Annotated in this window: 19 protein-coding genes and 1 riboswitch; of the genes, 2 read left to right on the top strand and 17 right to left on the bottom strand. The window is 47.7% G+C overall.

What is annotated here, in order from left to right; translation table 11 throughout:
• From DXA13_RS15840 to DXA13_RS15885, 9 genes are all read right to left on the bottom strand, one after another.
• Window positions 1–419 (bottom strand): PAS domain-containing protein (locus DXA13_RS15840; RefSeq protein WP_118245864.1); only part of this gene is annotated, 419 nt, incomplete at its 3' end.
• A complete protein-coding gene (locus tag DXA13_RS15845) occupies window positions 398–886 on the bottom strand; it encodes a PrpR N-terminal domain-containing protein (protein WP_118245866.1) in 489 nt (162 codons plus the stop codon). The genes DXA13_RS15845 and DXA13_RS15840, both read right to left, overlap by 22 nt.
• A gap of 171 nt (window positions 887–1,057) precedes the next feature.
• A complete protein-coding gene (locus tag DXA13_RS15850) occupies window positions 1,058–5,602 on the bottom strand; it encodes a leucine-rich repeat protein (protein WP_118245868.1) in 4,545 nt (1,514 codons plus the stop codon).
• 229 nt (window positions 5,603–5,831) lie between these two features.
• Complete coding sequence (locus DXA13_RS15855; protein WP_118245870.1) at window positions 5,832–8,582, bottom strand: hypothetical protein; 2,751 nt, start codon at window positions 8,580–8,582, stop codon at window positions 5,832–5,834.
• Complete coding sequence (locus tag DXA13_RS15860; RefSeq protein WP_243009179.1) at window positions 8,582–8,920, bottom strand: YobA family protein; 339 nt, start codon at window positions 8,918–8,920, stop codon at window positions 8,582–8,584. The genes DXA13_RS15855 and DXA13_RS15860 overlap by 1 nt, the downstream gene beginning before the upstream one ends.
• Before the next feature lie 558 nt (window positions 8,921–9,478).
• Window positions 9,479–10,225 (bottom strand): TatD family hydrolase, encoded by a 747-nt coding sequence (locus DXA13_RS15870; RefSeq protein ID WP_118245875.1) that lies wholly within the window; start codon window positions 10,223–10,225, stop codon window positions 9,479–9,481.
• Complete coding sequence (locus tag DXA13_RS15875) at window positions 10,209–10,970, bottom strand: ABC transporter ATP-binding protein (protein WP_118245877.1); 762 nt, start codon at window positions 10,968–10,970, stop codon at window positions 10,209–10,211. The genes DXA13_RS15870 and DXA13_RS15875 overlap by 17 nt, the downstream gene beginning before the upstream one ends.
• Window positions 10,971–10,989: 19 nt before the next feature.
• Complete coding sequence (locus DXA13_RS15880) at window positions 10,990–12,036, bottom strand: ABC transporter substrate-binding protein (protein WP_118245878.1); 1,047 nt, start codon at window positions 12,034–12,036, stop codon at window positions 10,990–10,992.
• Entirely contained in the window at window positions 12,033–12,821 is a 789-nt protein-coding gene (locus tag DXA13_RS15885) for an ABC transporter permease (protein ID WP_118245880.1), read from the bottom strand. The genes DXA13_RS15880 and DXA13_RS15885 overlap by 4 nt, the downstream gene beginning before the upstream one ends.
• A 163-nt stretch (window positions 12,822–12,984) precedes the next feature.
• Window positions 12,985–13,084, bottom strand: a riboswitch (TPP riboswitch).
• 171 nt (window positions 13,085–13,255) lie between these two features.
• Between DXA13_RS15885 and sigG the strand changes: the two genes are divergently transcribed.
• The gene (sigG, locus tag DXA13_RS15890; RefSeq protein ID WP_118245882.1) at window positions 13,256–14,032 is read left to right on the top strand and encodes an RNA polymerase sporulation sigma factor SigG; all 777 of its coding nucleotides are present in this window, start codon (window positions 13,256–13,258) and stop codon (window positions 14,030–14,032) included.
• Between the two features lie 157 nt (window positions 14,033–14,189).
• A complete protein-coding gene (locus tag DXA13_RS15895; RefSeq protein ID WP_118245884.1) occupies window positions 14,190–15,011 on the top strand; it encodes an EFR1 family ferrodoxin in 822 nt (273 codons plus the stop codon).
• 9 nt (window positions 15,012–15,020) lie between these two features.
• On the opposite strand, the gene DXA13_RS15900 is transcribed toward DXA13_RS15895, so the two are convergent.
• From DXA13_RS15900 to DXA13_RS15940, 8 genes are all read right to left on the bottom strand, one after another.
• A complete protein-coding gene (locus DXA13_RS15900; RefSeq protein WP_118245952.1) occupies window positions 15,021–16,349 on the bottom strand; it encodes a sodium-dependent transporter in 1,329 nt (442 codons plus the stop codon).
• Window positions 16,350–16,456: 107 nt separating this feature from the next.
• Entirely contained in the window at window positions 16,457–17,197 is a 741-nt protein-coding gene (gene sigE, locus DXA13_RS15905; protein WP_118245887.1) for an RNA polymerase sporulation sigma factor SigE, read from the bottom strand.
• 3 nt (window positions 17,198–17,200) lie between these two features.
• Window positions 17,201–18,049, bottom strand: coding sequence for a sigma-E processing peptidase SpoIIGA (locus DXA13_RS15910; RefSeq protein WP_118245890.1), 849 nt, complete (start codon window positions 18,047–18,049; stop codon window positions 17,201–17,203).
• A gap of 609 nt (window positions 18,050–18,658) precedes the next feature.
• Window positions 18,659–19,075, bottom strand: coding sequence for an arginase family protein (locus DXA13_RS15915; protein WP_118245892.1), 417 nt, complete (start codon window positions 19,073–19,075; stop codon window positions 18,659–18,661).
• Window positions 19,076–19,451: 376 nt separating this feature from the next.
• Window positions 19,452–20,666, bottom strand: coding sequence for a TolC family protein (locus DXA13_RS15925; RefSeq protein ID WP_118245895.1), 1,215 nt, complete (start codon window positions 20,664–20,666; stop codon window positions 19,452–19,454).
• A gap of 20 nt (window positions 20,667–20,686) precedes the next feature.
• Window positions 20,687–21,838 carry a TolC family protein gene (locus tag DXA13_RS15930; protein ID WP_118245897.1) on the bottom strand — a complete coding sequence of 384 codons (1,152 nt, stop codon included), beginning with the start codon at window positions 21,836–21,838 and terminating at the stop codon, window positions 20,687–20,689.
• A 33-nt stretch (window positions 21,839–21,871) separates the two neighbouring features.
• A complete protein-coding gene (locus DXA13_RS15935; protein ID WP_118245954.1) occupies window positions 21,872–24,913 on the bottom strand; it encodes an efflux RND transporter permease subunit in 3,042 nt (1,013 codons plus the stop codon).
• On the bottom strand, window positions 24,913–26,076 hold the full coding sequence (locus tag DXA13_RS15940) for an efflux RND transporter periplasmic adaptor subunit (protein WP_118245899.1): 1,164 nt from the start codon (window positions 26,074–26,076) through the stop codon (window positions 24,913–24,915). The genes DXA13_RS15935 and DXA13_RS15940 overlap by 1 nt, the downstream gene beginning before the upstream one ends.
• Window positions 26,077–26,475 lie beyond the last annotated feature (399 nt).

Raw genomic sequence — 26,475 nt, forward strand, 5'->3', positions numbered from 1 at the left:
CCTTGGCACGTCTCAGCCAGCTCCACCACCGCCCCTTCAAAGGCGGAATCCCTGTTCTCCATTTTTACGATTCTGTAGTAAAGTTCCTTTTTTTCTCTTCTCACTGTTCCTGATTCTTCCGCCGGCCTGCGCTTGGCAAAATCCTTTAAGTCCAGTTCAGGAAACAGCCTGGAAAAATCCATGTTTTTTAATTCATCCGCCTCATTTTCAAACAGATCTGACGCCCTTTTATTATAATCGATTACATGGAACTCCCTGTCCAGCAAAAGGAATCCGTTGATACCCGATTCAAACATGGCCTGAAAATACTGGTTTTTACGCCTTTCCTTCCGCAGCTCCATGGCTACGGATTTTGCAGCTTTCAGAGAATCAATGATGCTCGTATACCCTGGATAAATCAGAACCGTCTGCTTGTCCATCCTGGCTCCCATCTCAACAGCATGGGCTGCCCGATGATCACATCGCATGGACTGTTACGTATCTTTTCACAGAGCTCCTCTGTATCCTCATATACAATATTTTCTATCTGCTTATTCTGTGTTTCATAAAACTGCATAATATGGTCGGCAAGCTTTTCCTGATATGTGACGATCGCCGGGCGGCGGCCGGCCCGGAACCCTTTCTCCACAGCCGTCATGTAGTCCCATTCCGTTATTTTAAATTCCAGCACCGGCTGGCTGAAGGTATCCCTTGCGATCACCGCATTGGCTCCTCCGGCCAGGATCACTTCCGCTTCCTGGATCAGTTCCCTGTTTTTCCCTTCCAGGATTTCATTGCGAAGCCCCTCTGCGACAGTTACGTTCAGCTCTTCATCCTGAAACCTCTTTAGTGCCTCTTCAACCAGTTTCGTTAATGTCTTATACGTAATACAGCATATTTTTACCATCTGGTGTCTGTTCCTTTCTGTCCTTATACCCAGTCTTCCAGCCGGTCGTTCTTTTCTTTTTTCTCTTCTATTTCTACTCTCATCTCCGGCTTTTAATTGCAGGTACCATATAGTTGCGGCCACCCGTATAACGGGTGGCCGCAATCCAATTGAACTGACTGTTGCTTACGTTTAACCTTCTATCTCATCTCCACCGCTTTTCCTTATTTTCGGATAAAAAAGCACTCCTATGGCGGAAAGCACAAATAGTATAAGCCACGCTTCCTTGTGGTTTGAATCCCCGGTTTTAGGCAGCTTCTGTGAGAGTGTGGAAGGAGACAGTGGTGGAACTTGACCTGGAATTCCTTCTATCTCACCGGACGGAGACACTTGGCCTGAAATGCCTTCTGTCTCACCAGCCGATGCATTTGTATTTAAGGTATTTGTAATAAACCAGTCGTTTTCGGTATTCGTAACGCTCTTACGATATTGATCCGGAACCGTTATCTCGTCTACCGTCCAACTCGAATCCTTGTCGAGTCTGCGCCAGGAATGCTGCCAGGCATTGGCTGCGGATAATGAGACCGGCTGTCCGTAAGCCTCGCCGTTTTGAAACAGCTGAACTGCCACAGAAGAAGGGCGGCTTAAACTGTCATGATCGTCCCAAATCTTGCTTACATTCACCGTAATCGTATCGACAGACGGTGAATGGTCTGAACCGGAAGAACCGCCGCCAGAATGACCGGCGCTTCTAGTCGTATTGGCAAATATAGGCGTGCCGTCGTAATCAGAACCGTTTTTACTCCAGGCAACGCTCTCTACCGAAAGGTCTGTACTGCCGGAAATGACTATCTTGGCGGTATAGGAGGCCGTATCATAGTTGATTCTGGAATCATTGCCGGCATTTTCCGAAATAAAATAAGTGTAAGTGCCGCCTGCGTCAAAGCTGATTTCGTCAAAATCAACGTCACCTCCATTGTTGCTTACGGTTTGAATGACGGCTCCATTACCATCCTTCAAAGAAAAGCTGAAATTACTTCCGCTCGGAACATTCCCATCCAGTGTTTTTTGAGCGGTCGGAGTCCAGTATGCCGGAGTCGGTGCATCGTCGTTGTTATCGTCGTTATTGCCACCGTTATCGTCTCCATCTTTCACGTTGGTGACAGTGATTATAATGTTTCCATCCGTGTCGGCCTTTATTTCATAGGACATAGAATAACCGGATACCGGATCCTCTGTAACGGTAAACTCAGTAAGATCAGCAGGGATGTTTGTTAAGGTCTTTGTCCAGCCATCGGCGGCTGTCAGGGTGACCGTATCAATTTCGTAGACGTCCGAAAACAGGTGAAGCGTAATGGATTCCGGAAGCACTTCGGCGTTTTGGGGCCACACTTTATGAATGGTAATTGTTTTCAGAGTCGTATCATCTTCACCGATCGCTATGCCACCGTTCGAACCGATGCCGCCGCCGCGGCTGGCTTTATTTCCTGTAATATACAGCGTCACTTTTTTCTTTGCAAGTTCGACCGCAGTTTGTTTAACCACGGACTTCAGCGAGATCTGCTGCGCATAATCTTGAATCGTCAGCGCGGAGGAATCCGCCCCCTCCTGTCCATATCGGGGAATGCCTGTGTTGACGCTTGTATGTGCCCCTGATCCTATACTGTAAATACCTCCGTCTCTGTACCAGAGAATGCTGCCGCCGCCAACCATTCGGTTTGCAAGAGACAGCGTATGATTTGCATTGGTAGCGGCTGCAATGTCATCGCCGGCGCCGGTTGCCAGATTGTTGTAGATCGCAGAACCGTCGGCGATATAAATTGCACCTTCACCGGTCGGACAGAACCACATTCCACCGCCCTGCTCGGCAGTATTATCAGTAATGATGGCACGATTTAGCTGCAAGGTACTGTAGTAATCCGCGTTGCCTTCACTGTAAATGCCGCCGCCCTGATCCGCAGTATTTCCACTGATTTCACCGGCATTCAGCTCAACATGGTTGGTATATGAATAGATACCGCCTCCGGAGCCGCCTGCGGTATTATTTGAGATGATTCCTCCGTTCATGACAAATGCGGTCTGACATTCGCCATTGCCATTCTGCAGTTTGGGATCGATCACACAAACTCCGGCGCCACTTCTACCGCGATTTCTGGTGATTAAGCCGTCTCCGGTCAGTATAAACGAAGAGTTTCCTTCGATGTGAACGGCGCCGGATGAAGGAAATCCTGACCCATCGGCAATACTGGAATTCTCGGAAATCGTTCCTCCGTTCATAATAAATGTGTTTTCCGTGCTGTAATTATCGGTATATAAATACACCGCACTTCCGCGGCATCCACGGTTGTTGGAAATAGAACCATCATTCATTATGAACGAACTATTGTCCAGAAGGTAAACACCGGGTGAAGAAAGATAAGCATTCGCCGTATTAGCGACATTGTTTTTAATTTCTCCTCCATTCATGGTAAGGCTTGCCCCATCGGTAACCCGAATCGAACCACAATAGGACTCAGCAATCGTATTTCCTTCGATAGAACCACCGTTCATAACAAATTCAGCATTTTCACCGCTGACATTTATAACGCCCTGACTGATGTTTTCAAGCTTCATGCGGGAGATCACGACAGGATTTTCTAATGTCATCTGTCCCCTGCATTCAATCAGGCTGCCTTGTGAACTTATAGCATTTCCAATCAGACGCAAATCTCCGGTAAGTGTAAGCGCTGCTCCCTCTTCAACCGTAATGAGGTTGGAGAGATTTTTCGTTTTATCGGCAGTAATAGTATAGGAGCTGCTCCCGCCCATGGCTGACGGCTTCGAAGATAGTACAACTATTTTACCGGCTGGAATCGTAACCGGACTTGTGATTTTAATGTCTTTACTGATTTGAATGATATCTTCCGTGCCGTCTTCCGCCGCATCGATGGCCTCCTGTAATGTGGGCGCATTTACTCCGTCTCGGATTGTATCCCCCACATCGCCGATGGATGGAAGCAGATAGACCGGCTCGACGGAATCGGGAAATGCGCTGCCTGCAACGGTCACATTGTCACCACTGTTATTGATCGTTACGCTTGTCAAAGATTCACAACTGGCAAATGCACTTTCGGGTATACTTGTCAGGCCGCTGCCGATGGTAAGGCTGGTAATGGCAGTCTCTTCAAACGCTCCTGTTTCCAACGTGGTCAGGGAATCCGGAAGTATGAGATTTCCACCCAAATAGTAACAGTAGCAAAAAGCGTATGCACCGATGGATTCTAATGTGTCAGGGAAAGAGAGCTTCGTAATATAGCTGTCCAAGAACGCCCAGTCTCCAATCGAATGCAGTTGACTGCTAAATGTAACGGAGGTTATGGAGGTATAGCTGAAAGCGTAGCCCGGAATTGAACTTAAATTTGACAAATCGACTGCTGTATTTAAGTAGCTACATTCATAAAAAGCATACTCTCCCATAGTGGTGACGCTGCCAAGGTCAGGAATCACCTCCAACTTAGCCGCTCCCTTAAATGCCGAACTCCCTATCTCGGTAATCGTACCCTCGGCAATCACAGTCTTTAAAGAGGTACAGTCGTTGAACATATTCGAGGGAATCTTCGAAATTGACGCAGGTAATGTGATGGATTTTAATGAAGTACAACCTTTGAAGGCAGAGCCTTCCGTAAATATTACACCTTCCGGCAAAGTGATTTCCTCCAAAGCGGTGGCACCTGCAAATGCGGCCGGAGCGGAGATCACAGTAAGCGTACTTGGAAGGTTAATTGTTGTTAAAGCAGAACAATTCGTTACTAAACTATTTCCGGAGATTTCCTGCACGCCCTCTTCAAATGTGATCGTCTTCAAATTTTTGCAATTTTGAAAGTTCCCTTCAAACGTACTGACCGAACCTGGAATGGTGATAGAATGCAGATTGTTACACCCGCTAAAGCTCGCCTCCACCACTTCAACTGTATCGGGAATGGAAAATTCAGTCAGGTTCGGAATACCTGAGAATCTTCCGGTAATCGTTGTCAAAGTGTCCGGTAATATCAAAAATGTGATGTCAGGACATTTGGTGCTTGAACTTAAGCTAAGTGTATTCACCTCATATTCCTCGCCGTCATACTCGATGAATGACGGGATTTCGTATGAAGAATCGGTACTATCCTGGATGATTTTCCAAATGGTTGCCGTACCGTCATTATAAAGGTCAGTCATCAGGCTAAAATCGCCGTCGGGATATTCATAATTTTCCATTATCATATCAGGATCAGAAAATATGGGGAGGATTTCTTTCATGTACAATGCGTCGGAATCGGTAGCGACCGGCAAATCGTTAAGTATCTCCTCTTCCTCAAGTTCTTCCTCCTCCGTTTCTTCAGAGGTATCCTCCTCGCCCCGGGATTCAGAACCGCTCGTACTATTCTGTGATCTGCCTTCCTCTGCGTCGCCTTTGGCTTCGGAGCCAGACGTAGTTTCCTGCGGCCCGCTGTCCTCCGCTCCATCCTTGGAACCGGAATCAATTGTCGGATCCTGTGATCCGCCTTCCTCTGCGTCTCCTCTGGTTTCGGAGCCTTCCGCTGATTCCACAGTATCTTTTTTATCCTTGTCATACGTTTCTCCAGAGCCATCCGTTTCGGTGTCTGTACAGATGGTTTGATCTACGGTTGAAGCTGCATATACGAAAGCCGGCACTGAGCCAAACGTCAAGTTTAATGCAAGCATTACAGATAGTACTTTTAATAAGTTCTTTTTCATCTCAATTTCTCCCCATACGTTGCAAAATTTAAAGAAGTTAAATCTAATTGTGTTGTTTGACGCCAATTTATCATTTGACCCCACTTATTCTGCTTACAAAATGTAACAAAACAAAAAATTCAGATATATTATACTTCAAATTCACAATTCTGTATACTATTTTTAACAAAAAAGGAAGAATCATTATCATTTTTCCCACTATCATACAGTTCCTGCTAATCCTGCGCTCCTACCATCTCCAGTTCTCCAGCCAGTCCTTCTTTTCCTTTTTTTCTTTCCCGGCTCTCCTTTTATATTCATAGATCGATGCCGTTCCGATCAGGAGCAATCCTGCCGCCAGCAGATATACCCACCACTGGATAGTGAGCCAGAAATTCCTCGACTGGTACAGAACGAGCCCTGTCAGAGTTACAAAAGACAGCAGAAGCCAGCGTTTTCGTTTCAGATAATATGAAATCATCATAATTCCCGTCATGGCTGACCCCAGGACGATGACGTCCCACAGTTCTTCCAGCCACAGGCATTCCATTCCCTGTAAAGCAGCTGCGATGACTGTAATTACAAAAAATACCCACTTCATGCTTTCCTTCATTTCACCGGTCCATATATATCTGAGAGAAAATCCGGCTGCCAGCACGGCTGCAATCAGATATTCCGTCTGCCATTGTTTCGGAATATTCCAATAGGGAATCCAGGCCCAGGCCCACACGGCAAGTACTGCCGATGCCGTCAGGATAACACGGCTGCCGTTTATTCCTGATCTCCCGTAACCGTTCAATAAAAAGAGAATAAGCACAGGAATTCCCCAGAAGCTCCAGTATATGCTGTCTTCACCAATCATTATGACCGGAACGATCACAGCCATCATACTCAGCCAGTCCATATCACATTCCGGCTCTTCCTCATCATCCCGATATACGAGAAAACGCGGATATGTCAGGCGCCCTGCCGCGGCCATTACGATTCCTGCCGCAAGGAGGACCCACATTTGCCTGTCGTCTCTCCATCCCGCCCGGAAAACCATTTCGTTGACCGCCGGCAGAATCCCAAGTACAGAAATCCCGGAAAGTCCCGAAAGTTTCTCCAGTCTTGTCACATAGACGGAAAGGACTGCCAAACCTGCAATAACCGCTCCCCACCAGAAAGCCAGGTCCGCGTCTCTCACGAAAACGAAACTCATAAGGCCTGTTCCGAGACAAATTCCTCCGATTCCCATATAACGGCAGCAGATATGGCCGCCCCGTTTCCACAGCCCCCAGCAGACAGCAGAAGAAGCGACCGTGACAAGCCATACACAGATCATGGCCGGCCACCTCTGCCAGTAACCGATAGCTGCTCCCGTAAGCGGAGGCAGCAGCCACACAGCGACATTCAGCAGCTTTCTGTAGGGTTCTTTATACCGCATGAACCAGATTCCGGCAAAAAGGAACCAGAAAAACGCAACCCACAGGACTGATTCCCATCCGCTGTTTTCCACATAGTTGTGGCCGTACCATGTTACACCGATCAGAGAACATACGCCCCAGCTCAGGACAGCCGGCAGCTCCATCGGCTTTAAAAACGAAAAGCAGGAACGTTTTACCACAAAGATAATTCCAGCCAGCGTTAAAGCTCCATAATAGATCAGAAAGCCTCTGCTCTCTCCCCATAGACCTAGCTCGGTCAGCCAGCAAGACAGCGGGTAATAGTAAAACCAGACCAGCAGTACAGCAGCTGTTCCCGTGCCCGTCTGCCACTCTTTCTTTCTGCATGTCCACGATTGGACAGCCAGGCAGGCTGCTCCGCCGTCGACTGCAAGACATGCCGTCCCATATCTGCCCAGAGACGCTTCCCATACGGCCCACAGAATCAGAACCGCCGGAAACAGAATATCTGAGCTGACACTTCTTAGACTTTTTCCTTTTATTTTTGCATGTCCCGACCAATAGAGAAAAAATGAAAGAACCGTTCCCAGTATCACAGGGGCATTTCTCCATGCTCCATCTGCGAGTTTCCTTAAAAGTTCCGCCTCAAGCAGCAGGCGGTGTCCTCTGCTCAGCGCAAAATACCACATCAGAGGCTGAATCAGCAGCAGCCATTGCGATTGTTTTACCGACCACTTCCATGTGATAATCCCCAGGCAGTAAATCGAGAGTAAAAAGCAGGATATCGTATAGTCGTCAAACAAAAACTGTCCCAGGCAGAATACGGCCGGAAGGGAAAACAGCCAGCCGCCCAATTGAAAGAGTATACGATGGTACATGAAATATCCGGCAGCCAGCAAAAGTGTAAGCGATCCGGCTTCTGCAACATAAAGCGCATACTGCCCTCCTCCTTCTGCCGAAAACCATTCTCCCCACAGCTGAAAGAAACTGACCGCAGAAAAAGTCACCGGCACGGAAAGACACCCCAGTACATAAAATGCGATGCTCGTATTGGACAGCTTTAAAACCTTTCCAGCCAGAAAAGAGGCCAGGAAAAAGACGCCTCCTACCGCCATAAGCGCCATGGCTTTTACCCAGCCAGGCATTACATGCCACGTAGTCGTAACAAATATGAGAGAGGCAATCAGGATTAACAGCACTCCTGCAATCAATGCCGCCCGTTCCAGCCCGTTCTCCCGCTGTTGTGTATTATGTACATTGCCACAGCCGGTATAAGCAGGCCGTTCCGTTCTTGACACCGGTACCACACTCTTTATACCCGCCATTTTGCAGGCAGCCGTTTTGTCCTGTCTTTTTGTCGATGTTTCATCTTCAGGCAGGGCCGCAGATTCAGCCTTATTTAGTTCCTGTACCGGCGCTCTGTCCAAAACGGGAGCCGGTGCCAAAACCTGTGCAGTCTGACTATGGCCGACTGCTGAAACAGGGACCGGTTCTTTTGGATGTTCCTTTTCTCTCAGCCGTTTTTTCAGACTGCTGTTCTGGACCGCTAGGATGACGACCGCAGGAATCAGCCCAATTGGAGCCAGCAGCCACAAAATTATAAACCATACCGCCATTATTCCACCTCACTTGCCATATAAATTGCATAAACGGTTACCAGACCTGCCGGATACATCTCCTGAATCTCTCCGCTGTAGACGATCCTGATCCTATCACCAGCCTTCAGGTTCTCCGGAATACCCTCTTTGGAAACAGCATCCGTCGGCACTTCAATCCGGTCCGATGATTTCAGCTCTTCTTCTCCCTCCGCTGGTTCCACAAGCAGATAACGATCTTTGATCTCCAAAATCTCAGCATTAAAATATGCCTGTTTCTTTTCTGCCGAGCAAGATGTGAAAACCGGTACCGACAGACACATGAGAATCAGATACAAAAGAAAACGCCTATTATTCATCCGAAACACCACCCTTCTTTTTATATATTCCATCTGCTAATATACCGGATCCACAGAGCGGATACGGCGCCTCCGGCTGATCTAAGCGCACGGATTTCTGCGGTATACGCAGAAACCGGTATGCGCAGATATAATGTCCCCTTTGTGGACATTATACCGTATCCGCTTTGCGGATACGACGCCTCTGGCTGATTTCAACGCCCGGATTTCTGCGGTATACGCAGAAACCGGTATGCGCAGATATAATGTCCCCTTTGTGGACATTATATCATATATAAGACAGCCGCCGCAATCAAACAAGGATCATAATCATGTAAGACGACGGTGGTTGCAAAAAGGAATAAAGCATTGCCACTGATACCAGATGTAGTGACTTGGCCACTGCCCGGAACGGAATCTGGTATCAGTGACACAGCTGATTCGACTTTTTGCAACCACCCTCTTCTTCACACGAAAAAGGGAAGTTCTAAGGCCTTTCAGCGCTCAGTACTTCCCTTTTCAAGCAGGAACGGACCCGGAATTAATTCCGGTATTCCTGCCACCCTATTCTATCTTTTTTCATATTCTTTCATATTCAGCTTTTATGAATTCCGTAAAATTCTTCTCCAGCTGTTTTTTTACCGTTTCCACATCCACGTGTTTTATCATGGCGATCAATGATGTGGACTGAAGCAGAATATCACTCATGGATTCCATAGGAACCTCTCCCAGCGCCCAGCATACGGCCGGCCAGCCGTCCGTTTCGATTAGAAGTTTGGACAGCGGCACATCCCTGATCACCCGTTTCACAGCTTCACATTTTTCACCATCCGGACCCACGGTAAAATAACATCCGAGAGCCAGAAACGTTTCAAATCCCTCTCCTTTTTCGTCGGAATACCAGTGAACGAGATATCGTCCGGGATACTCTTTAATTATATCTGCGGTCCTCTGCTCCTGGCCCTTTGTATGAAGAATCACAGGCTTATTTTCACGGCAGGCCAGTTCCAGCTGGCGGCGGAATACCTCTTCCTGAATCGTCAGGGAATTTTCACACCAGACGCTGTCCATTCCAATTTCCCCGATAATATCTGCATGATCCAGATACGGCTTCATGTCCTCAAATCTGATTTTTCCGGCATTCCACGGATGAAGTCCGAAGGAGCCATACGCCTGTTGTTTCCCGTCTTCCGCCATAACCGTTTTCAGCAGCTTTGCTTCTTTTGGGTCTGACGCACAGTATATCGTACGGATTCCCTGCTCTTTTCTGATCCGTCTCTCTTCTTCCGTCCCAAGATGGGCATGGGCATCAAAGATTCGTTCCATCGCCTTCCCTTTCCGAGGATGTCCTCATGATTTCATCATAGATCGTCTGTCTCAGCTCCCCCTGGCTGTAGAGCCATCTCCTGTCTCTCCTGCCTTCCGGAACATTCAGCTCGGCGCATACTCCTGCAGGATTTCCTCCCAGAATGAGGATTCGGTCAGACAAATAAATCGCTTCGTCCATATCATGAGTGACGAGAAGCACCGTTTTATTCATCTTTTCCCTCATAGACAGAAGCCAGTCCTGCATTTCCCCTCTCGTAATGACATCCAGGGCTCCGAATGGTTCGTCCAGCAGCAGAATATCTGCCTTGCAGAGAGCCGTCCTTAAAAATGCCGCTCTCTGGCGCATCCCTCCCGAGAGCGCGGACGGATAAGAATGCTCATAGCCGGAAAGGCCGAAGGTATCCATAGCCTTTAAGGCCTCTTTTCTCATCTCGCCCGTCGTGTTATGAATTCTTCCATAAAGACATACATTATCCAGAATGTTCTTCCACGGAAACAGCAGATCATTCTGAGGCATGTAGGCAAAACGGCCGGAGACCCCCTGGATTTTTTTGCCATCCACACAGATATCCCCCCTGTCCGGTTTTAAAACACCGGTCAGAAGTTTCAGGACCGTCGATTTACCGCCGCCTGAAGTTCCCAGAATACTGACAAATTCTCCTTCTTTGATGCTGAAATCCAGATGATCCAGCACGTTCTTATCTTCATAGGAAAAACTCAGGTCTGATACGCTCAGTTTCATATCAATCCTCTCCTTCTGATCACTGCGGCAGAAATTCGTTCGTGTAACACTCATAAGCCGGTATTTTCCGGTCAATTACACCGTACTCTTTCAGAAAATCCGTATAGCTGTCCCAAACGCTGTCCTTCATGGTCCCCCATGTTTCACTGTCCTCCATATATTTTCCAGCCAGATATTCCTGGGACATCTGAAGCATTTCTATGGAGTAATCAGGCGCGTATTTTTGGAGAATTTCCGCACTTTCATCTGGATTTTCAACTGCGTAACGATATCCGGCTTCCGTAGCCTTCAAAAATTTTCTGACCATGTCCGGCTTTTCATCCAGCACCCTGCTGCCTGCTATAATCACCGGCGTATAATAATCCAGGCGGTCGTCCAGCTGGCGCAGTTCCATATAGCGGATAGGAAAGCCTTTCATTTTACATTTGATATTGTCCCATCCCTCATAGAACCACATAATATCAGCCTTATCCTTCAGAGCGGCAAACCCGGAACCGTCAGAAATCACCATGCTAAGCTTGGAAAAATCGGCGCCTTCTTTTGCCATCACTGCTTTCAGAACCGCCTCTTCTCCCGGGCCGCCCCAGCCGGCATACGTCTTTCCTTCAAAATCCGCAGGAGAATGGATATCGCTCTCCTCATAAACTGCAAAGCCGGATGTATTATGCTGTATTACGGCAGCGACCGCCTTGATCGGAAGCGGGTCCTTTGAAGCCAGTGCTACGGTCACATCTTCCTGATAGCTGATCCCGAAATCGCCCTTACCTACGGACACAAGTGTTGCCGTAGCTCCTTCTGTCGGTTCCACAATACTCACATCCAGGCCGGCTTCTTCATAATATCCTTTATCCTTAGCCACATACAGCCCTGTGTGGTTTGTATTAGCTACGTAGTCCAGGATAACCGTTACCTGTTCCAGCTTTGCAGACGCCTCTTCTTTTTTATCCGCCCTCTGGTTCTCTTCCGTTTTTTCTGAAATCCCTGCGTCATTTCCATTTCCTTTGCAGCCTGTCACCGATAGCGCTGCTGCTGCTAACAAAATCGCCGCCATTGTCCTTTTTTTCATAAATTCTCCTCCTTAAACTCCCGTTTTTCTGTCGCCCCCGTCCTGGAATATGGCATAGCCAGAATCTGTACAAGACGGATCAGTCCATTCATAAAAAGGCTTAAACATATGATTACGAGCACGCAGGCAAACACTTTATCCAGCATATACCCGTTTTTCACTCTCAAAAGATAATATCCCAATCCGCTCTGCGAACCGATCCACTCCCCGACAACCGCTCCGCTTATGCTGTAAGTAGCCGATACCTTCAGTCCTGATATCATGGACGGAAGGGCCGCCGGAATTTTTACCAGGCTGTATACGCTCCACTTACCTGCTCCGTAAGACCGGACCAGATTCACGTAATCCTCATCCAGCTGCTCCATTCCATCCACAAAGCTCACTACGATCGGGAAAAAACACATGAGCACCACGGTGAGAATCTTAGGCGCCATACCAAATCCAAGGTAAATAATCAGAATCGGCGCCAGCACGATCATCGGAACTGTCTGTGTCACTACAAGAAGTGGGTAGATTCCTCTTTTTACAGATGGAAAACTGTCCATTGCGATTCCCAGAAACGCCGCCATTACAAATGCAATCCCCATTCCGGCCAGAGCTTCCATAACCGTTACAAAAGCATGACCGGCCAGATTCTTTCCGTCTGCAAAAAGAGCCGCTGCCACCTCTGTTGGAGAAGGCAGTACGTAAAGAGGTATTCCGGCAATCCTGACAGCCGCCTCCCAAATCAGAACAATTCCTGCCAGAATCAGAACAGGAAGTGTCTGTCTTCCGTATTTTCCCATTATTTATCCTCCTCTGTCACATGAACATTTTTCCAATCGTAGAATAATCAATCCGCAGGCCGGACCTGCGCTCCTGAGTGCGGACGCATCCACGGCCGGAGCGCTGCTGCTTTCCCGATCAGTAAAAAAGACCATCCGGATACCCGAAAAGGCAGGGACAGTCTGATTCATTCCGTATCTTCCCTTCGTTGGCATTATCCAAATCAGGTTAAGGGTCGAAAATTCCTTTCCTCTCAGCCGTTAAAGCTCCCCTAGTCTCATTTTTCACTTTAAGTTTTGATTTTATCACAAGCATCACGATTTGTAAAGGAGGCAGTTTATTTTTGCCTTCTCCACCTCTATTTTCAAAAATATGGAAGTATAATCCTGCCATTTTCCGTAAATCATTTTCTTAAACACTCATGTTAACAATTTGAGATGCGGAGGTAAGAATCATGTCGGGATACAAAGTAGAAATCTGCGGTGTCAACACTTCGAAACTGCCGCTTTTAAGCAATGAGGAAAAAGAAGAGCTGTTCAAGAAGATACTGGCAGGCGATAAAGAGGCCAGAGAGCAGTATATTAAAGGGAACCTGCGTCTTGTCCTGAGCGTCATCCAGCGATTTTCCAGCAGCAATGAAAATGTGGATGATCTTTTTCAAATCGGCTGTATCGGCTTAATCAAAGCCATCGATAACTTTGACATCAGTCAGAATGTACGTTTTTCCACATATGCGGTGCCCATGATACTCGGCGAAGTACGGCGTTATCTGCGGGACAACAATTCCATCCGCGTCAGCCGCTCTCTCCGGGATACGGCCTATAAGGCGATCTATGCCAGAGAAGGACTGATGAGAAAAAATCTGAAAGAACCTACAATTATGGAGATAGCCGACGAAGTAGGTATCAGCAAGGAAGAAATCACCTATGCGCTGGATGCCATCCAGAGTCCTGTCAGCCTTTATGAACCCGTCTATACCGACGGAGGCGACCCTCTGTATGTGATGGATCAGATCAGCGACAAGAAAAACCTGGAAGAAAACTGGGTCGAAGACATATCGCTGAACGAAGCCATGAAACGCCTTCCGGAAAGGGAGCGCCATATCATCGATATGCGTTTTTTTGAAGGCAAAACACAGACAGAAGTCGCGGAGGAAATCCATATCAGCCAGGCGCAGGTAAGCCGGCTGGAGAAGAATGCCTTAAAGACCATGAAAAATTATCTCAGTTAATGCCTTACAGCCCCGTTCCTGCATATCTGTTACAGATGATATGCAGAACGGGGCCGTAATATTTGTCGGTTTATTTATTCATTTATTTGACATCTGCTCATACAGATACTAGAATTTAACATATAGATACGAAACTTCAGCAAAGGAGGTATATTACATAATGAACAGAACGGTAACCGCCATGTATTTCAGTGGAACGGGGACTACGAAAAAAATGGTTTCCCATATCGCCGCCCATCTGGCCCATAGCCTGGGATACGAATGTGAATGCTTCGATTTTACCCTTCCCGAGTCCAGAAAAATTTTTCCCATATTCCAGGAGGGAGACATTACAGTGATGGGCACTCCTGTGATCGCAGGACGCGTGCCTAACCTGCTTTTAAAATATTTGAACACCATCGAAGGAAACGGCGCTTACGGAATTCCGGTCGTCATGTACGGCAGCAGAAATTATGACGACGGTCTGATCGAGCTCCGCAATATTATGGAAACGGACGGCTTTCATACAATTGCAGGAGGTGCTTTTGTAGGTGAGCATTCTTTTTCCAGCGTCCTTGGAAAAGGGCGCCCCGACGCAGACGATCTGACCGCTGCCGCCGTTTTTGCAGAAAAAGCTGCAGAAAAGGTTAAAAAACAGAATATACAGAAAGGCCCTGTTCCCGTAAAAGGGGAAACACCTCTCCGCCCTTACTATACACCGAGAGACCGGCACGGAAATGCCATTGATATCAGAAAAGTAAAGCCAAAGACGAATGAACGATGCATTCGCTGTGGTTTTTGTGCCTCCGGCTGTCCCCTAGGTTCCATCGACCCGAAAGACGTATCTATGGTGACAGGTATTTGTATGAAATGCTGTAAATGTGTCAAAGGCTGTCCGAAAGGCGCAAAATATTTCGACGATCCCGGCTACCTCTACCATAAAGAAGAGCTGGAGGCCATGTACGCCTCTGCGCGGGCTGCAAATGATATGTTCTTATAGCCGTCTGCCTTACCCAATTCCCCCAAAGGCAATTCCCAGTACATAAACGACGAATGTAAGTCCTACAAACAAATATTTCGTCACAGGTTCAAACCATTTTCCAAGCGCCTTTTTCCTACCTCTCTCCACTTCACTCCTGGCAAATCCCGGCGGGCATACCCAGAAGAACATGATACCCGCCAACAGCGCTCCAAGGGGGATCATATAAATGGATACAACGTCCATCCAGACGCCTACGGAGTCCGCGCTTTCAATAAATATTCCTACGGCGGCCGCAGCAAAGGCTACGAGTCCTACGGCGGCCTTTCTGGACAGCTTAAGCTGGCTCTCCAGCGCTTCGATCGGCGTCTCAAACAGGTTCATAAGGGACGTCACAGCTGCAAACAGAACCGCTACAAAGAAAAGGATGGAAAAGAATCGGCCAAACGGCATTTGCCGGAATACGGCCGGGAGCGTAATGAACATTAAGGGCGGCCCTGCCGTCACATCGACCTGAAATGCAAATACGGCCGGTATGACCACAAGGCCGGCCAGCATAGCTGCACACGTGTCAAAAAAAGCCACATTTCTGGCACAGCCGACCACATCGGCGTCGTCTTTCAGATAACTTCCATATACGATGGTACCGGAGCCGGCTAGGGAGAGAGAGAAAAATGCCTGCCCCAGAGCGTACACCCACGTTTTCACATCAGCGAGCTGTTCCCATCTCGGGACAAGAAGATACCGATATCCATCCATGGCCCCCGGAAGCAGGGCTACTCTTCCTAATAGAATCAGGAAAAACACGAAGAATACCGGCATCATTACCTTATTCATCTTTTCAATACCGCCTGAAATCCCAAACACCATAATTGCAAATGTAACAGCCAGGCCCAGCATATGCCATCCAACGCTGCCAAAGTTTCCGGCTACCGCTCCGAAATACTCATTCATATCGCCGGCGGCCATCAGTTCTCCCGTAACGGAGGCAGAAAGGTATTTTAGAAACCAGCCTACGACGACAGAATACCCGATGGCAATTCCTAGAGAGCCGATCACCGGGATCATACCGATCACTGTCCCGCCTCTTTTTCCTCTCATACCGACCGCTTTGCCAAACGCACCTGCCGGTCCTGTCTTCACTGCCCGCCCATATGCCATTTCTCCGATCACTCCTGAAAATCCCAGCAGCACTACGAAGATGAAATATGGAATGAGAAATGCCGCTCCTCCCATCTTTCCCGTCCGGTACGGAAACATCCATATATTTCCCATTCCTACGGCCGAACCGATACATGCTACGATAAAACCAAACCTGGTACGGAACTGATCCCTGTTTTTCTCTGAAGTCTTTTTCATCTGCTGCAATTGTCCTTCCCGCTTACTCTCTCGTTTATTCTCTCGTTTATTCTGCACAGGCCGCATCCTGCTCCCGTGCGTTTCATCATCGTTTCATTCTATCATGGCTATTCAAATCGAACAATCTCTTTTTTCAGCCTCTTCATGATCTTCTTCTCAAGTCTGGAAATATATGACTGGGAGATTCCCAGCAGGTCTGCGACCTCTTTCTGAGTCATCTCGTTCCCATCCTCATTAGTCAGCCCGAACCTAAGCTCTACAATTTTTCTCTCTCGGGGAGAAAGACGGCTGATCGCGCAGTTCAGCAGATTTTTCTCAATTTCATTTTCCAGGTCCTTATAAATTACATCCTCGTCCGTTCCCAGGATATCAGACAGCAGCAGTTCATTTCCATCCCAGTCCACATTCAGCGGCTCGTCGATGGATACTTCCATTTTCGTCTTGTTATTCCGCCTTAAGTACATAAGTATTTCATTTTCAATGCAGCGGGAAGCATAAGTAGCCAGCTTTATATTCTTTTCCGGATTAAAGGTATTGATCGCTTTGATCAGACCGATCGTTCCGATGGAAATCAGATCCTCCACGCCAACGCTCGTATTGTCAAATTTTTTAGCTATGTAAACGACGAGGCGGAGGTTATGTTCGATCAGGGTAGATTTCGCTTCCTTGTCATCTTCCGTTCCCAGCATCTGTATCATTTTGGCTTCATTTTCCCCGTCCAGGGGCGGCGGCAGGATATCTGCTCCCCCGATATAATGAACTTCCCCCTGCCTTTTCAAAAGCAGGGTTCGGAAACTGGGCGCGGCCTTAAATTTAAAATGGTTCGGCATAGAAACTTTGATCAGCATGTGTTATATCCTCCTCGTCTTTTCATTCATCTTTTCATTCAGCAGCATTTGATAGGTGCCGTCGGGAGACAGAGGCTGCTTTACGATCGCCACCAGCGGCTTTTCAATTGTTACAGTCTCCCCGTCCTTTTCCACCGTCATGGAATCCATAAAAATTCCAGGCAGCATTCCCATCTTCGTTCCGATCGACGAAAATGGAATATAGATAAAAGAAGGGATTTTTCCGCATATTTTTATCCCTTCTTCATATGTAAGAATATGAACCGGCGTTTTTGTGACCGGCTCTCTCAGACGGTTCCCTGTATCCAGATATGCCGTTACCGTCTCTTCTTTTCCTCTGTAGCATAGTGTGACCTGATAAAAGTTGTTTTTTTCCCTCCTGATCTTCCACGTGGACATCATCATATACCTCACGCCGAAATATCCTCCTGCAATGAGAAATGTCCATAAAAATAACGGCATCGCCTCTGCGCTTTCGCCGGCAAGAAGCCGTCTGATATAGAACACCGCGTTCGTGTGAATATCGAGGGCATACAAAACGCCTCCCAGAGCCGTTGCAGTCAAATACAGAGCCGCTACCATTTTCAGGAGTTCCCTTGTATTCCTGATCGGAAACGCAATTTTCACCATCAGGCAGCCAATCACCGCCCATGTCAGAAAACGCTCCGCCCACCAGGGTATGTAGGGCCATATGCTCAGAACGCATACCCATACAGCTCCAAACACTCCGGCTGCTGCCAGCTTCCAGTAGGATGTTCTCAAATTCATTACACTTTTCAATATGTTCAACAGAAGAAAATCCATCAAAAAGTTAATTAAAAACAGCACGTCTATGTATAAATCGTACGTCACCGCCCCTTTTTCTTCCCCCTTTCTCTGATCGTAAGAACGAATCCCATAAACAGGATTCCCGTCCCAGGCGTTTTAAGTTCCCGGGATTTTCCTATGTATAAAATGGCTCTCTCTCAGCACAGTACGATTATACTCACCTTCCTCTTCAGATTTTGTCAAACGGACGCCGGATATTCCTGTTTTTCATCGTGGAAATCCGTAGTATTAAGACGGGAATGGATGAATTAAGACTTAGATTTGCAAAAAAGAACGCTATAAGACATGAATTTTGACCTGAAATGATCTCTATATGTGAAAAAACGTCAAGAAAATAGGATACATAGAGAGAATTTTTTCTTAGACGATGATACATATTATCACAGTAATGACTACCTGCGCGTTCCGAGCACAGGTCACCGTCTTCAATAACAAAGAGTTCCCCAAGCGGGATTCTCCGCCTGCGGCGGGTCGCTTCAGCGACATCATTCCTTACCGCCGCAGGGAGACCCTGCCCAGAGAACTTTCCAATGTAACAAAAAAGCGGCAAGCAGTGTTTTGCGGGTACCACGCAACACTGCTTGCCGCCATTAAGAACGGCTAAAGAGGAAGAAATATTGTAAAAGGGAATTATCATTCTGTAAAAAGACTGATCTCCGAAAACATCTTGTGAAGTCTATATTCATCGAACGGAAGATACTCTGCAATCGTAAATCCCACGACATCGGAGTTTTCAGTTATACACTTCAGCACTTTAGTAAGCTTTTCGACCGTCATCTTGCCGCCTCCCACTCCATCCCCAACAAGTTCGCTGTTTGCAAAATACGTGGAGTGGAAAAAGCGCTCATCCAATACGTCAATATCGAAATGAACCAATATATGATCAAATCGCTGCATAAATCTTTTCACGTCATCATCAGATACGAATTCGTCAGTCTGCACCTGAAAGGCCACGCCCATATCTTTCAAAAACTTCTCTTGATAATTATGGAGCTTTTGCAGGCCGACATATAAAATCTGGTCAGCCTGCAGATTCCTCCATAAAATAATTACTTGTTGGTTGACGTTTCAAAATTCCGTCAGTCCTCTATCTCTAGAAGAGCAAATATCCAACCTTGCTGAGAGCGCAGGCCCGCCCAACCGTTTCCTGACAAAATCTTTTCCCAGCCGGAAAGCCCTGCTCAGAAATCTGCCAGGGCATATGCATTTTTGCAATCATATGCAAAATCTGCTATCTCCTTCATCATCACAATTCTTCTAACCAGCTTTCTTCATTTTAATATGAGCCCATGGAAATGTTAAACAGCTCATTTCGTTACATTATGTTCTTATAATCCTGTTTGTCCGCTCGAGTACGAAACAGGCGCTATTTTTTCCCTTTAATAGCAACAAAAAGGTTCTGCGCCGGAAAAGCGCAGAACCTTTTTTATTCAATATCCGTAAATCCGTCCACTGCCCACTCATATGCTTTTAAAGCCTCATAGAACGCGATGTTGGCAGAATCTCTGGCTGCTTTTTTTTGCAGGTATGTAAGCTCTGCCTCCAGATAATCCGACCGTGAAAGCATATTCAGCCGATATTTCTGATCTGCCACATTCTTTGCGATCGCCGCGCTCTGATATCCCGCCATCGCCGCATCATATGCATTTTTCTTATCAACTGCCGTCTGATAAAGGGACTGCATCTTGATCGTCAGCTGCTGCTCCCCCTGCTCCACAACCCGCAGGTGATTTGTACTTCCCGCTGTGGACTTACTATAGCTTTCCGTCCTCTGCCCGATCAATGTCTGGTTGTTTCCGATTGCCTTTGCCGTGTCGGCGGAAACGTCCCAGGAATTCATTACAGCCGCATCCGCTTCCGGTATGCTTCCTATTTCCGGATCAGCCCCCGCAGACCAGCCTGTCATCACACAAAGGCTGCTCTTTACCTTGGCCAGGCTGCTGTCCAGTGAAATTAATGCAGATTCTGCCGAAAGTAGCTGATTCTTAGCCGACTGCGCATCAAGTGCCGTCTTAGTCCCCGCCTGAACCTCAGCCTGAGCCAGGTCGTATTTAGCCTGATAGACATCCCTCAGCTTTTCCTGGTTCTCTCTCTGAAGGCGCATGCTGTTGTAAGAAAACATCAGCGTCTCCGCGCCTTTCACCAGCTGCCGTTCCTGCTGCCTCAGAGATTTCGTTGCCTTTGGTTTATCGTAATCCTCCATCGTATCCGTATAGCGTTTTGCCATGGACTTATAGGACTGCTCCTGCTGTGCATAATATGCAGCGTCTTCCGCGTCCCCTTCGTCCTCCGCGCTTTCCTTCAGTTCCTTCATAAGCCTGGCCTGGCTTAAAAGCTCCGTCTGGATCTTCGCCGTATCTGTCATATCCTTATTAAAATCATCCCAATTCTGCTGGATACTGGAATTGTATTTGTGAATCAGGTCGGGAATCTCGTCATACTCCAGCACATTGTCTTCCAGCCTGGCAAGGGTAGCTTCATCGTATTCCGGCTCCTTCTCTTCCTCCGCAGGACCGGGGCCTTCTGCTTCCGCTCCATATGCTGCCGGAGGGTAAAGACACGGTCCTGAGACAAAGGCCGCTGCCAGAATCAGAGGCAGAACCTTCCTGCGCAGGCATATTTTCTGTCTTCTAGTCTTCATAATTACCGCCCCTCTGCCGACTAGGCCTCAGCCAGGCCCTTTACGGCCCACTCATACGTTTCAATCGCTTCAAACAGCTCCATTTTAGCTGTTTTTTCGGCGGCCTGACTGGATAATGTCTTGTATTCCTGTTCCTGATAGTCAATCGGTCTGATCGTTCCCGCCTGAATTTTGACGGAGGCCAGAGCCAGGTTCTTTTCCTCCAGATCCTTAGTGGACACAGCCTGATCGTAGGCGATCTTTGCGGCCTGAACATTCTTTGCGGCCGTTGCAAGGGAGACTCCGATCTGCTCTTCATTCTCCCTGATCGTCTGCTTCAGGGTAGTTTTCGTATTATCAGCCGTCGCGTTCTCCAGTTTGCGCTTGTTGATTTTCAGCGTATAGTTATTTTCCAACGCCGCCTGTCTGTCAGCTTCCGGATTTATGGTATCCACTCTGTCCCAGTCCGGTTCCGGGATTTCTCCTATAACCGGTTCTGCATTGTAGCTCCATCCCGTCATCACGCAAAGCTTCTGTTTTGTTTCACGGATTGACGCTTCCAGAGTGGTCACTGCTGCCTGAGCATTCAGCATACTCTCCTTTGCGTTCAGCACTTCCATGTCCGTCACAGTCTGAGCACCCCGTTTGGCCTGGGCCAGATTGTATTCGGCCTCCAGAAGCTCCGCATTTTTCCTCTTTACTTCCAGATCGAGCAAACTTTTCTGATAACTGATCATGTTGGACTGGGCCACGACTACCAGGTTATCCCTGGCTTCTTCATAGCCCCACCATATGACGGCGCTGTCTTCCAGATTGTCGTCAGCCGTCTCTCTCAGGTTTTGAACGCGGGTATCCATACCCAGATCACTGATAAGGGAACCTGCATCATCCTCTCCCGACAGATTGTTCTCCAGCTCGTCGGCCAGATCCCGGTATGCCTCAGATACGTCGTCTTTTGTAAGACCATAGTCCTTCTTAAAATCGCTGAATTTCTGCTTGTTGTTGAGCACCGTGGCATTATATTTGTCAATCAGCCAGGCCAGCTCATCATAATCCATGTTATTGTCCTGCATTCGTGCAAGCTGTTCGTCTGTATATGTAAAATCTGTGCTTTCGGAAGCAAATGCCTGACAGGGCACCGCCGCCATGGATAAGGCAAGCATCGCTGTCAGGGGCCTCTTCCATCCTTTCATACACGTTCTCCTTCCTATTTTAGCAGTCAACTTCTAGCAGTCAACCATCTCTGCTTCTTTTTTCGGTTTGCGGTTCATGATACTATAATATACTGGCAGCATGAGAAGTGCAAGTACTGTTGAAGCGATGAGGCCTCCAATATTTACCACCGCAAGGCCCTGAGTCATGCTTCCGCTGCTTCCGATTGCAAGGGCCATGGGAATCATCGCCACGATCGTGGTAAGCGTGGTCATCAGAATCGGGCGCAGACGCGTCGCTCCTGCTTCGATCAATGCCGTTTCCATATCCATTTCCGCACGATACTGGTTCACGGTATCCACATACAGAATACCGTTATTAACAACCGTACCAATCAGCATCAGGAAACCGATCAGCGAAGTCATACTGATTTTACAGTTCGTAAGCCACAGAAGGAATACGGAACCGATCAGACTGAACGGGATCGTCGTCATAACCATGATGGAGAATTTCGGCGATTCGAACTGCGCCGCCATAACGACGAAGATCAGGAAAACCGCAAGGGCAATCGCCTTAAACAGAGCCGAGAATTCCTCTGCCTGAGACTGGTCACGGGGAGTTTCTTGCAACCGAAACATTATAAGGCAGATTCGGCTGATGACTTCGCTGGTCAGCTGCTGTTTTGTACTGGATGTTGCCTGTTCCGTATACTCTGCTTCAATCGTAACACGGTATTCTTTGTCGTTTCTTCTGAGTGTAGACGGGCTGTCTTCAAAGTTAATATCCGCTACGTCTGTCAGAGCCACTGCGCCTCCCTCCGGAGTCGTGAGAATAATGTTTCTTATCTGATCGATGGAGGTATATTTTCCATCTGCATACTCTACGCGCACATCTACATCGTCTCCGTCAATTTCCAGCGTCGTGGCCTCTTTTCCGCTCAGCATCTGGTTAACGGTGGATCCGATTCCGGAAGCTGTAAGGCCGGCTGCCTTCGCCTTTATGGCATCGACCTGAATCTTGACGATCGGAGCGCCGTTTTCCAGGCTGGAGTGAACCTTCGTCAGTTCCGGACGCTCGGAAAGCATTTTCACGATATTGCTGGATGTCTCCTTAAGCGTATCATAATCGGCACTCTGAAGCAGCACTTCGTAAGACTGGAACCTGCTGGACATCATGCTCATGGAGGCGCCTGCCTCGACGCTGATATCACAGTTTTCAATAGACGCCAGTTCCTTTCTCCACTGATCCGCTACATCGTCTGTAGACATTTTTCTGTCATCCTTCAAATATGCATTGATCGTAGCGGAAGAACTGCCTCTTGAACCGCCTCCTCCTGCACGTGACATATAGGAATCCAGGTCCTCATGTGTGGCTACAATTGCTTCTGCCTGCTTTAACAGTTCATCTACCTTCGCCGTCTTTAAACCTGGTCTCGTTTCGATTGTAATATTGATCTGTCCCTGGTCATCCGAAGCCATCAGCTCTGTACCCACATGTTTGGAAAGCATGTATGCTCCGACAAGCAGGATCAGAGATGTAAACATGACCGTCTTTTTCTTCGGGAGGAGCACCTTCATGATCCTGCGGTATCCGTCCTGCATTCTTTTTACAGGGTGAAACATCGGCGCCTTTTCATTTTCTCTCGGCCGGTAAAGCATATAACAGAGCGGAACGACTGCGACTGCCGAAAGCAGGGATGCCGCCATGCAGAATACGATTGTAAAACCAAGAGGTTTGAACAGCTGCCCCGTCATACCCTGCAGAAATGCCAGTGGCAGGAATACGACGCACGTCGTAAGGGTGGAGCCCAAAACAGAAGCTCCTACAATTCCGGTTCCTTCCAGAGCTGCTTTCGCATAATTCAGCATTCCCACTTTATCCGTCGCGCGGAAACAGCTTTCCAGCACAACGATGGAGTTATCCACCATCATGCCGACGCCCAGGGTCAGTGCGCTCATAGTAATAACATTCAGCGAAAATCCCATCCGGTTCATCAGAATCAGCGCCACCAGAATGGATACGGGAATCGAACTTCCTACGATCAGGGACGCCTTCAGATCTCCAAAGAACAGCCACAGAATAACCATGGAAATGATGATGGCCATAATCAGCGTTTCGATTACGTCCTTTAGGGAATCCATGATATCTTCACTCGTATCACTTGCCACGACAATGTCCAGTCCCTTGTTGGCTGCCATCATACTCTGTATGTTTTTATTGACTGCCTTGGAAACTTCCATGGCAGATGCACTCTGCTGCTTGCTGATGGAAACGGACATCGTCTCCTCCCCGTTATACCGGGAAATACTGCTGGCCTCTTCTTTGGCCGTATAAATATTGGCAACGTCCTGAAGATAGACGATATTTTTCGATGATTTGGTTGTCGTAAGAGGAATCGTCTTCAGGCTCTCCTGTGTGGATGCTTTCAGGCTCGTCGTTACGGAAAGCTCCTGGCTGCCTACATCTGTATCGCCTGCCGGATAAGCAACGTCGGAAGCAGCGATATCACTGGCGATCGATGCCATAGTCACGCCGTACTGGCTCATCTTTTCCGGCATCATTTCAACTTTTATGTACTCTTTGCTGCCGCCCCTGGAACTAACCTCTGCAATCGATGAAATTTTCTCCAGTTCCGGAACAATCGTATTCTCTACATAATCATAGATGTTCTCTTCTTCCGGATTCGTAATGGAAAGGGTCATCACTTCAGAAGCATTCATATCCATTTCCATAACCGTAGGCGTATCCACATCGTCCGGAAGGCTCCGTTCCAGACTGTCCACTTTCTTTTTCAGATCATCGTAAGCCTCATCCATATCCGTTCCGTATTCATATTCCAGCATAACCATGGAGGAACCGTCGCTGGAAGTGGAAGACATGGATTTCAGGCCGCTTAATGTACTTACGGAATCCTCAATTTCCTTTGTTACGAGTTCACAGACGTCTTCCGGATTGGCTCCGTCATACCGGGCGATGACAACCATCATGGGCATGCTCATCTCCGGCGTCAGCTCCAGCGTGGAAGATGAAATAGCCGTGTATCCAAAAACGATCAGGCACAGAATGCTGAGTACTGCCGTAACGGGGCGTTTGAGGACAAATCTAGTAATACCTATCATGCTTTTCCCTCCTGTGGTTTACCGCCCTTTTCATTTCCTCCGTCTGCCGGTTTTCCTTCCGGCGCCTCTTTGTCTTCCGCCGGGCCACCCTGTATCTGGCCGTCTGCGCCCCTAAGCTGTGCTTTCGCTCCTTCATACAGTTCAGAGCTCCATGTATTTACAACAAGGTCATCCATAGTAATTCCGGAAAGGACTTCCATTTTTTCCGAATCGTAGATTCCCGTCTCCACCTGAACCTTATGCACGGTTCCTGCCTCCGTATCATATGTATACAGGTAGGAATTTCCTCCTTCGAAGTAAATGGCATCGACCGGTACAAGCATTGCATTTTCCGCCTTTTCCGATATGACGGAAAGCTTCAGGGAAGAGCCCGTAGGCAGATTTCCGTCATCCGGCACGGCTGCTTTGATTTTGAACAGCCCTGTCGCCGTATCCGCCATTGTACTCACTTCCTGAATCGTTCCGGAATAGTTTTTCCCATCCTTTTCTACGGACATGGAATCTCCTACGTTCACATATCCTCTGACACGGTCCGTAACGGAGAAGGATACCACCTTTCCTCCTTCACCTGCAATGACACAGATCAGGTTGCTCTGAGAAACCGTATCATGCACCTCCATATCGGCCAGCTCAATCTTTCCGCTGATCGGAGCGGTAATCGTACTGTACTCCACCTGCGTCTCATAATTCTGCTTGGCTGATTTGTAAGAAATTTCGGCCAGCTCATAGCTGCTCTTATACTGTTCATATTCCTGTGACGAAATGCCTCCGCTGGAATAGAGAATGGACATTCTGTCCAGGTCAGCTCTGGCCTTATCCATGGACACCCGGGCCGTATCCATATTGTTCTTGGCCGAATCCACCTGTTTCGTATCAATTGTACACAGCACCTGTCCCTGCTGTACGCTGTCACCGGCCTGCACATGGACCGCCGTCACATCCCCGGAAGCTTTTGGATAGATATATACCACATCTGACGGTTCCACCGTTCCAATTAAATCAGTAGTCAGCTGGAGATTCCCCTGTTCCGGTACGGACGCCGATAAAATCGGTATGGATGCCGCCTGACCAAATTGTTCCTTTTTAAAAAACCGAGGTGTAATGATGGCTGCCAGCGCCGCTACGGTCACAACACCAATGATGATTCCTTTCTTTTTCATCTTGTCTGCTCCTTTTACTATTGTTTTCTAAGATGAGGTTGCAAAAATTATATCAGCACTGCCGCCAATATAAGATGGAGTGACCTGGCCACTGCATGGAACGGAATCTTATATTGGCGGCAATGCTTTATTCTCTTGCAGCATCCTCTATTACTCAATCATTTTCTTCTTCCATGATAAAATACAGTACGAAGATGAACTGAAAATAAACAAACCGCTTTTTAGCCCGTCCAAAACATGAACATTTTGTGAAAAAACAAGGTGTTCACAAAAAAATCATAAATTTCATGTCCGAACACATAAAAACCTGATATACTGTTTGTGGACAAAAACAATGTCTTTCCTGGAAAGAAACAAAGAGTTCGCTGAAGCGGACTCGCGCGCCGAGCGCGGTGCCCG

Source organism: Clostridium sp. AM58-1XD (genome assembly GCF_003464085.1).
GTDB lineage: Bacteria > Bacillota > Clostridia > Lachnospirales > Lachnospiraceae > Lachnoclostridium_A.

Bases quoted from the DNA above. Each gene is read 5' to 3' on its own strand.
- sigG (WP_118245882.1), top strand. From the start codon at position 13,256: ATGTCGGGATACAAAGTAGAAATCTGCGGTGTCAACACTTCGAAACTG.
- DXA13_RS15880 (WP_118245878.1), bottom strand. From the start codon at position 12,036: ATGAAAAAAAGGACAATGGCGGCGATTTTGTTAGCAGCAGCAGCGCTA.
- DXA13_RS15860 (WP_243009179.1), bottom strand. From the start codon at position 8,920: ATGAATAATAGGCGTTTTCTTTTGTATCTGATTCTCATGTGTCTGTCG.
- DXA13_RS15845 (WP_118245866.1), bottom strand. From the start codon at position 886: ATGGTAAAAATATGCTGTATTACGTATAAGACATTAACGAAACTGGTT.
- DXA13_RS15930 (WP_118245897.1), bottom strand. From the start codon at position 21,838: ATGAAAGGATGGAAGAGGCCCCTGACAGCGATGCTTGCCTTATCCATG.
- sigE (WP_118245887.1), bottom strand. From the start codon at position 17,197: ATGCTGATCAAAGTTTCTATGCCGAACCATTTTAAATTTAAGGCCGCG.
- DXA13_RS15925 (WP_118245895.1), bottom strand. From the start codon at position 20,666: ATGAAGACTAGAAGACAGAAAATATGCCTGCGCAGGAAGGTTCTGCCT.
- DXA13_RS15940 (WP_118245899.1), bottom strand. From the start codon at position 26,076: ATGAAAAAGAAAGGAATCATCATTGGTGTTGTGACCGTAGCGGCGCTG.
- DXA13_RS15855 (WP_118245870.1), bottom strand. From the start codon at position 8,582: ATGGCGGTATGGTTTATAATTTTGTGGCTGCTGGCTCCAATTGGGCTG.
- DXA13_RS15875 (WP_118245877.1), bottom strand. From the start codon at position 10,970: ATGAAACTGAGCGTATCAGACCTGAGTTTTTCCTATGAAGATAAGAAC.
- DXA13_RS15900 (WP_118245952.1), bottom strand. From the start codon at position 16,349: ATGAAAAAGACTTCAGAGAAAAACAGGGATCAGTTCCGTACCAGGTTT.
- DXA13_RS15885 (WP_118245880.1), bottom strand. From the start codon at position 12,821: ATGGGAAAATACGGAAGACAGACACTTCCTGTTCTGATTCTGGCAGGA.
- DXA13_RS15870 (WP_118245875.1), bottom strand. From the start codon at position 10,225: ATGGAACGAATCTTTGATGCCCATGCCCATCTTGGGACGGAAGAAGAG.
- DXA13_RS15850 (WP_118245868.1), bottom strand. From the start codon at position 5,602: ATGAAAAAGAACTTATTAAAAGTACTATCTGTAATGCTTGCATTAAAC.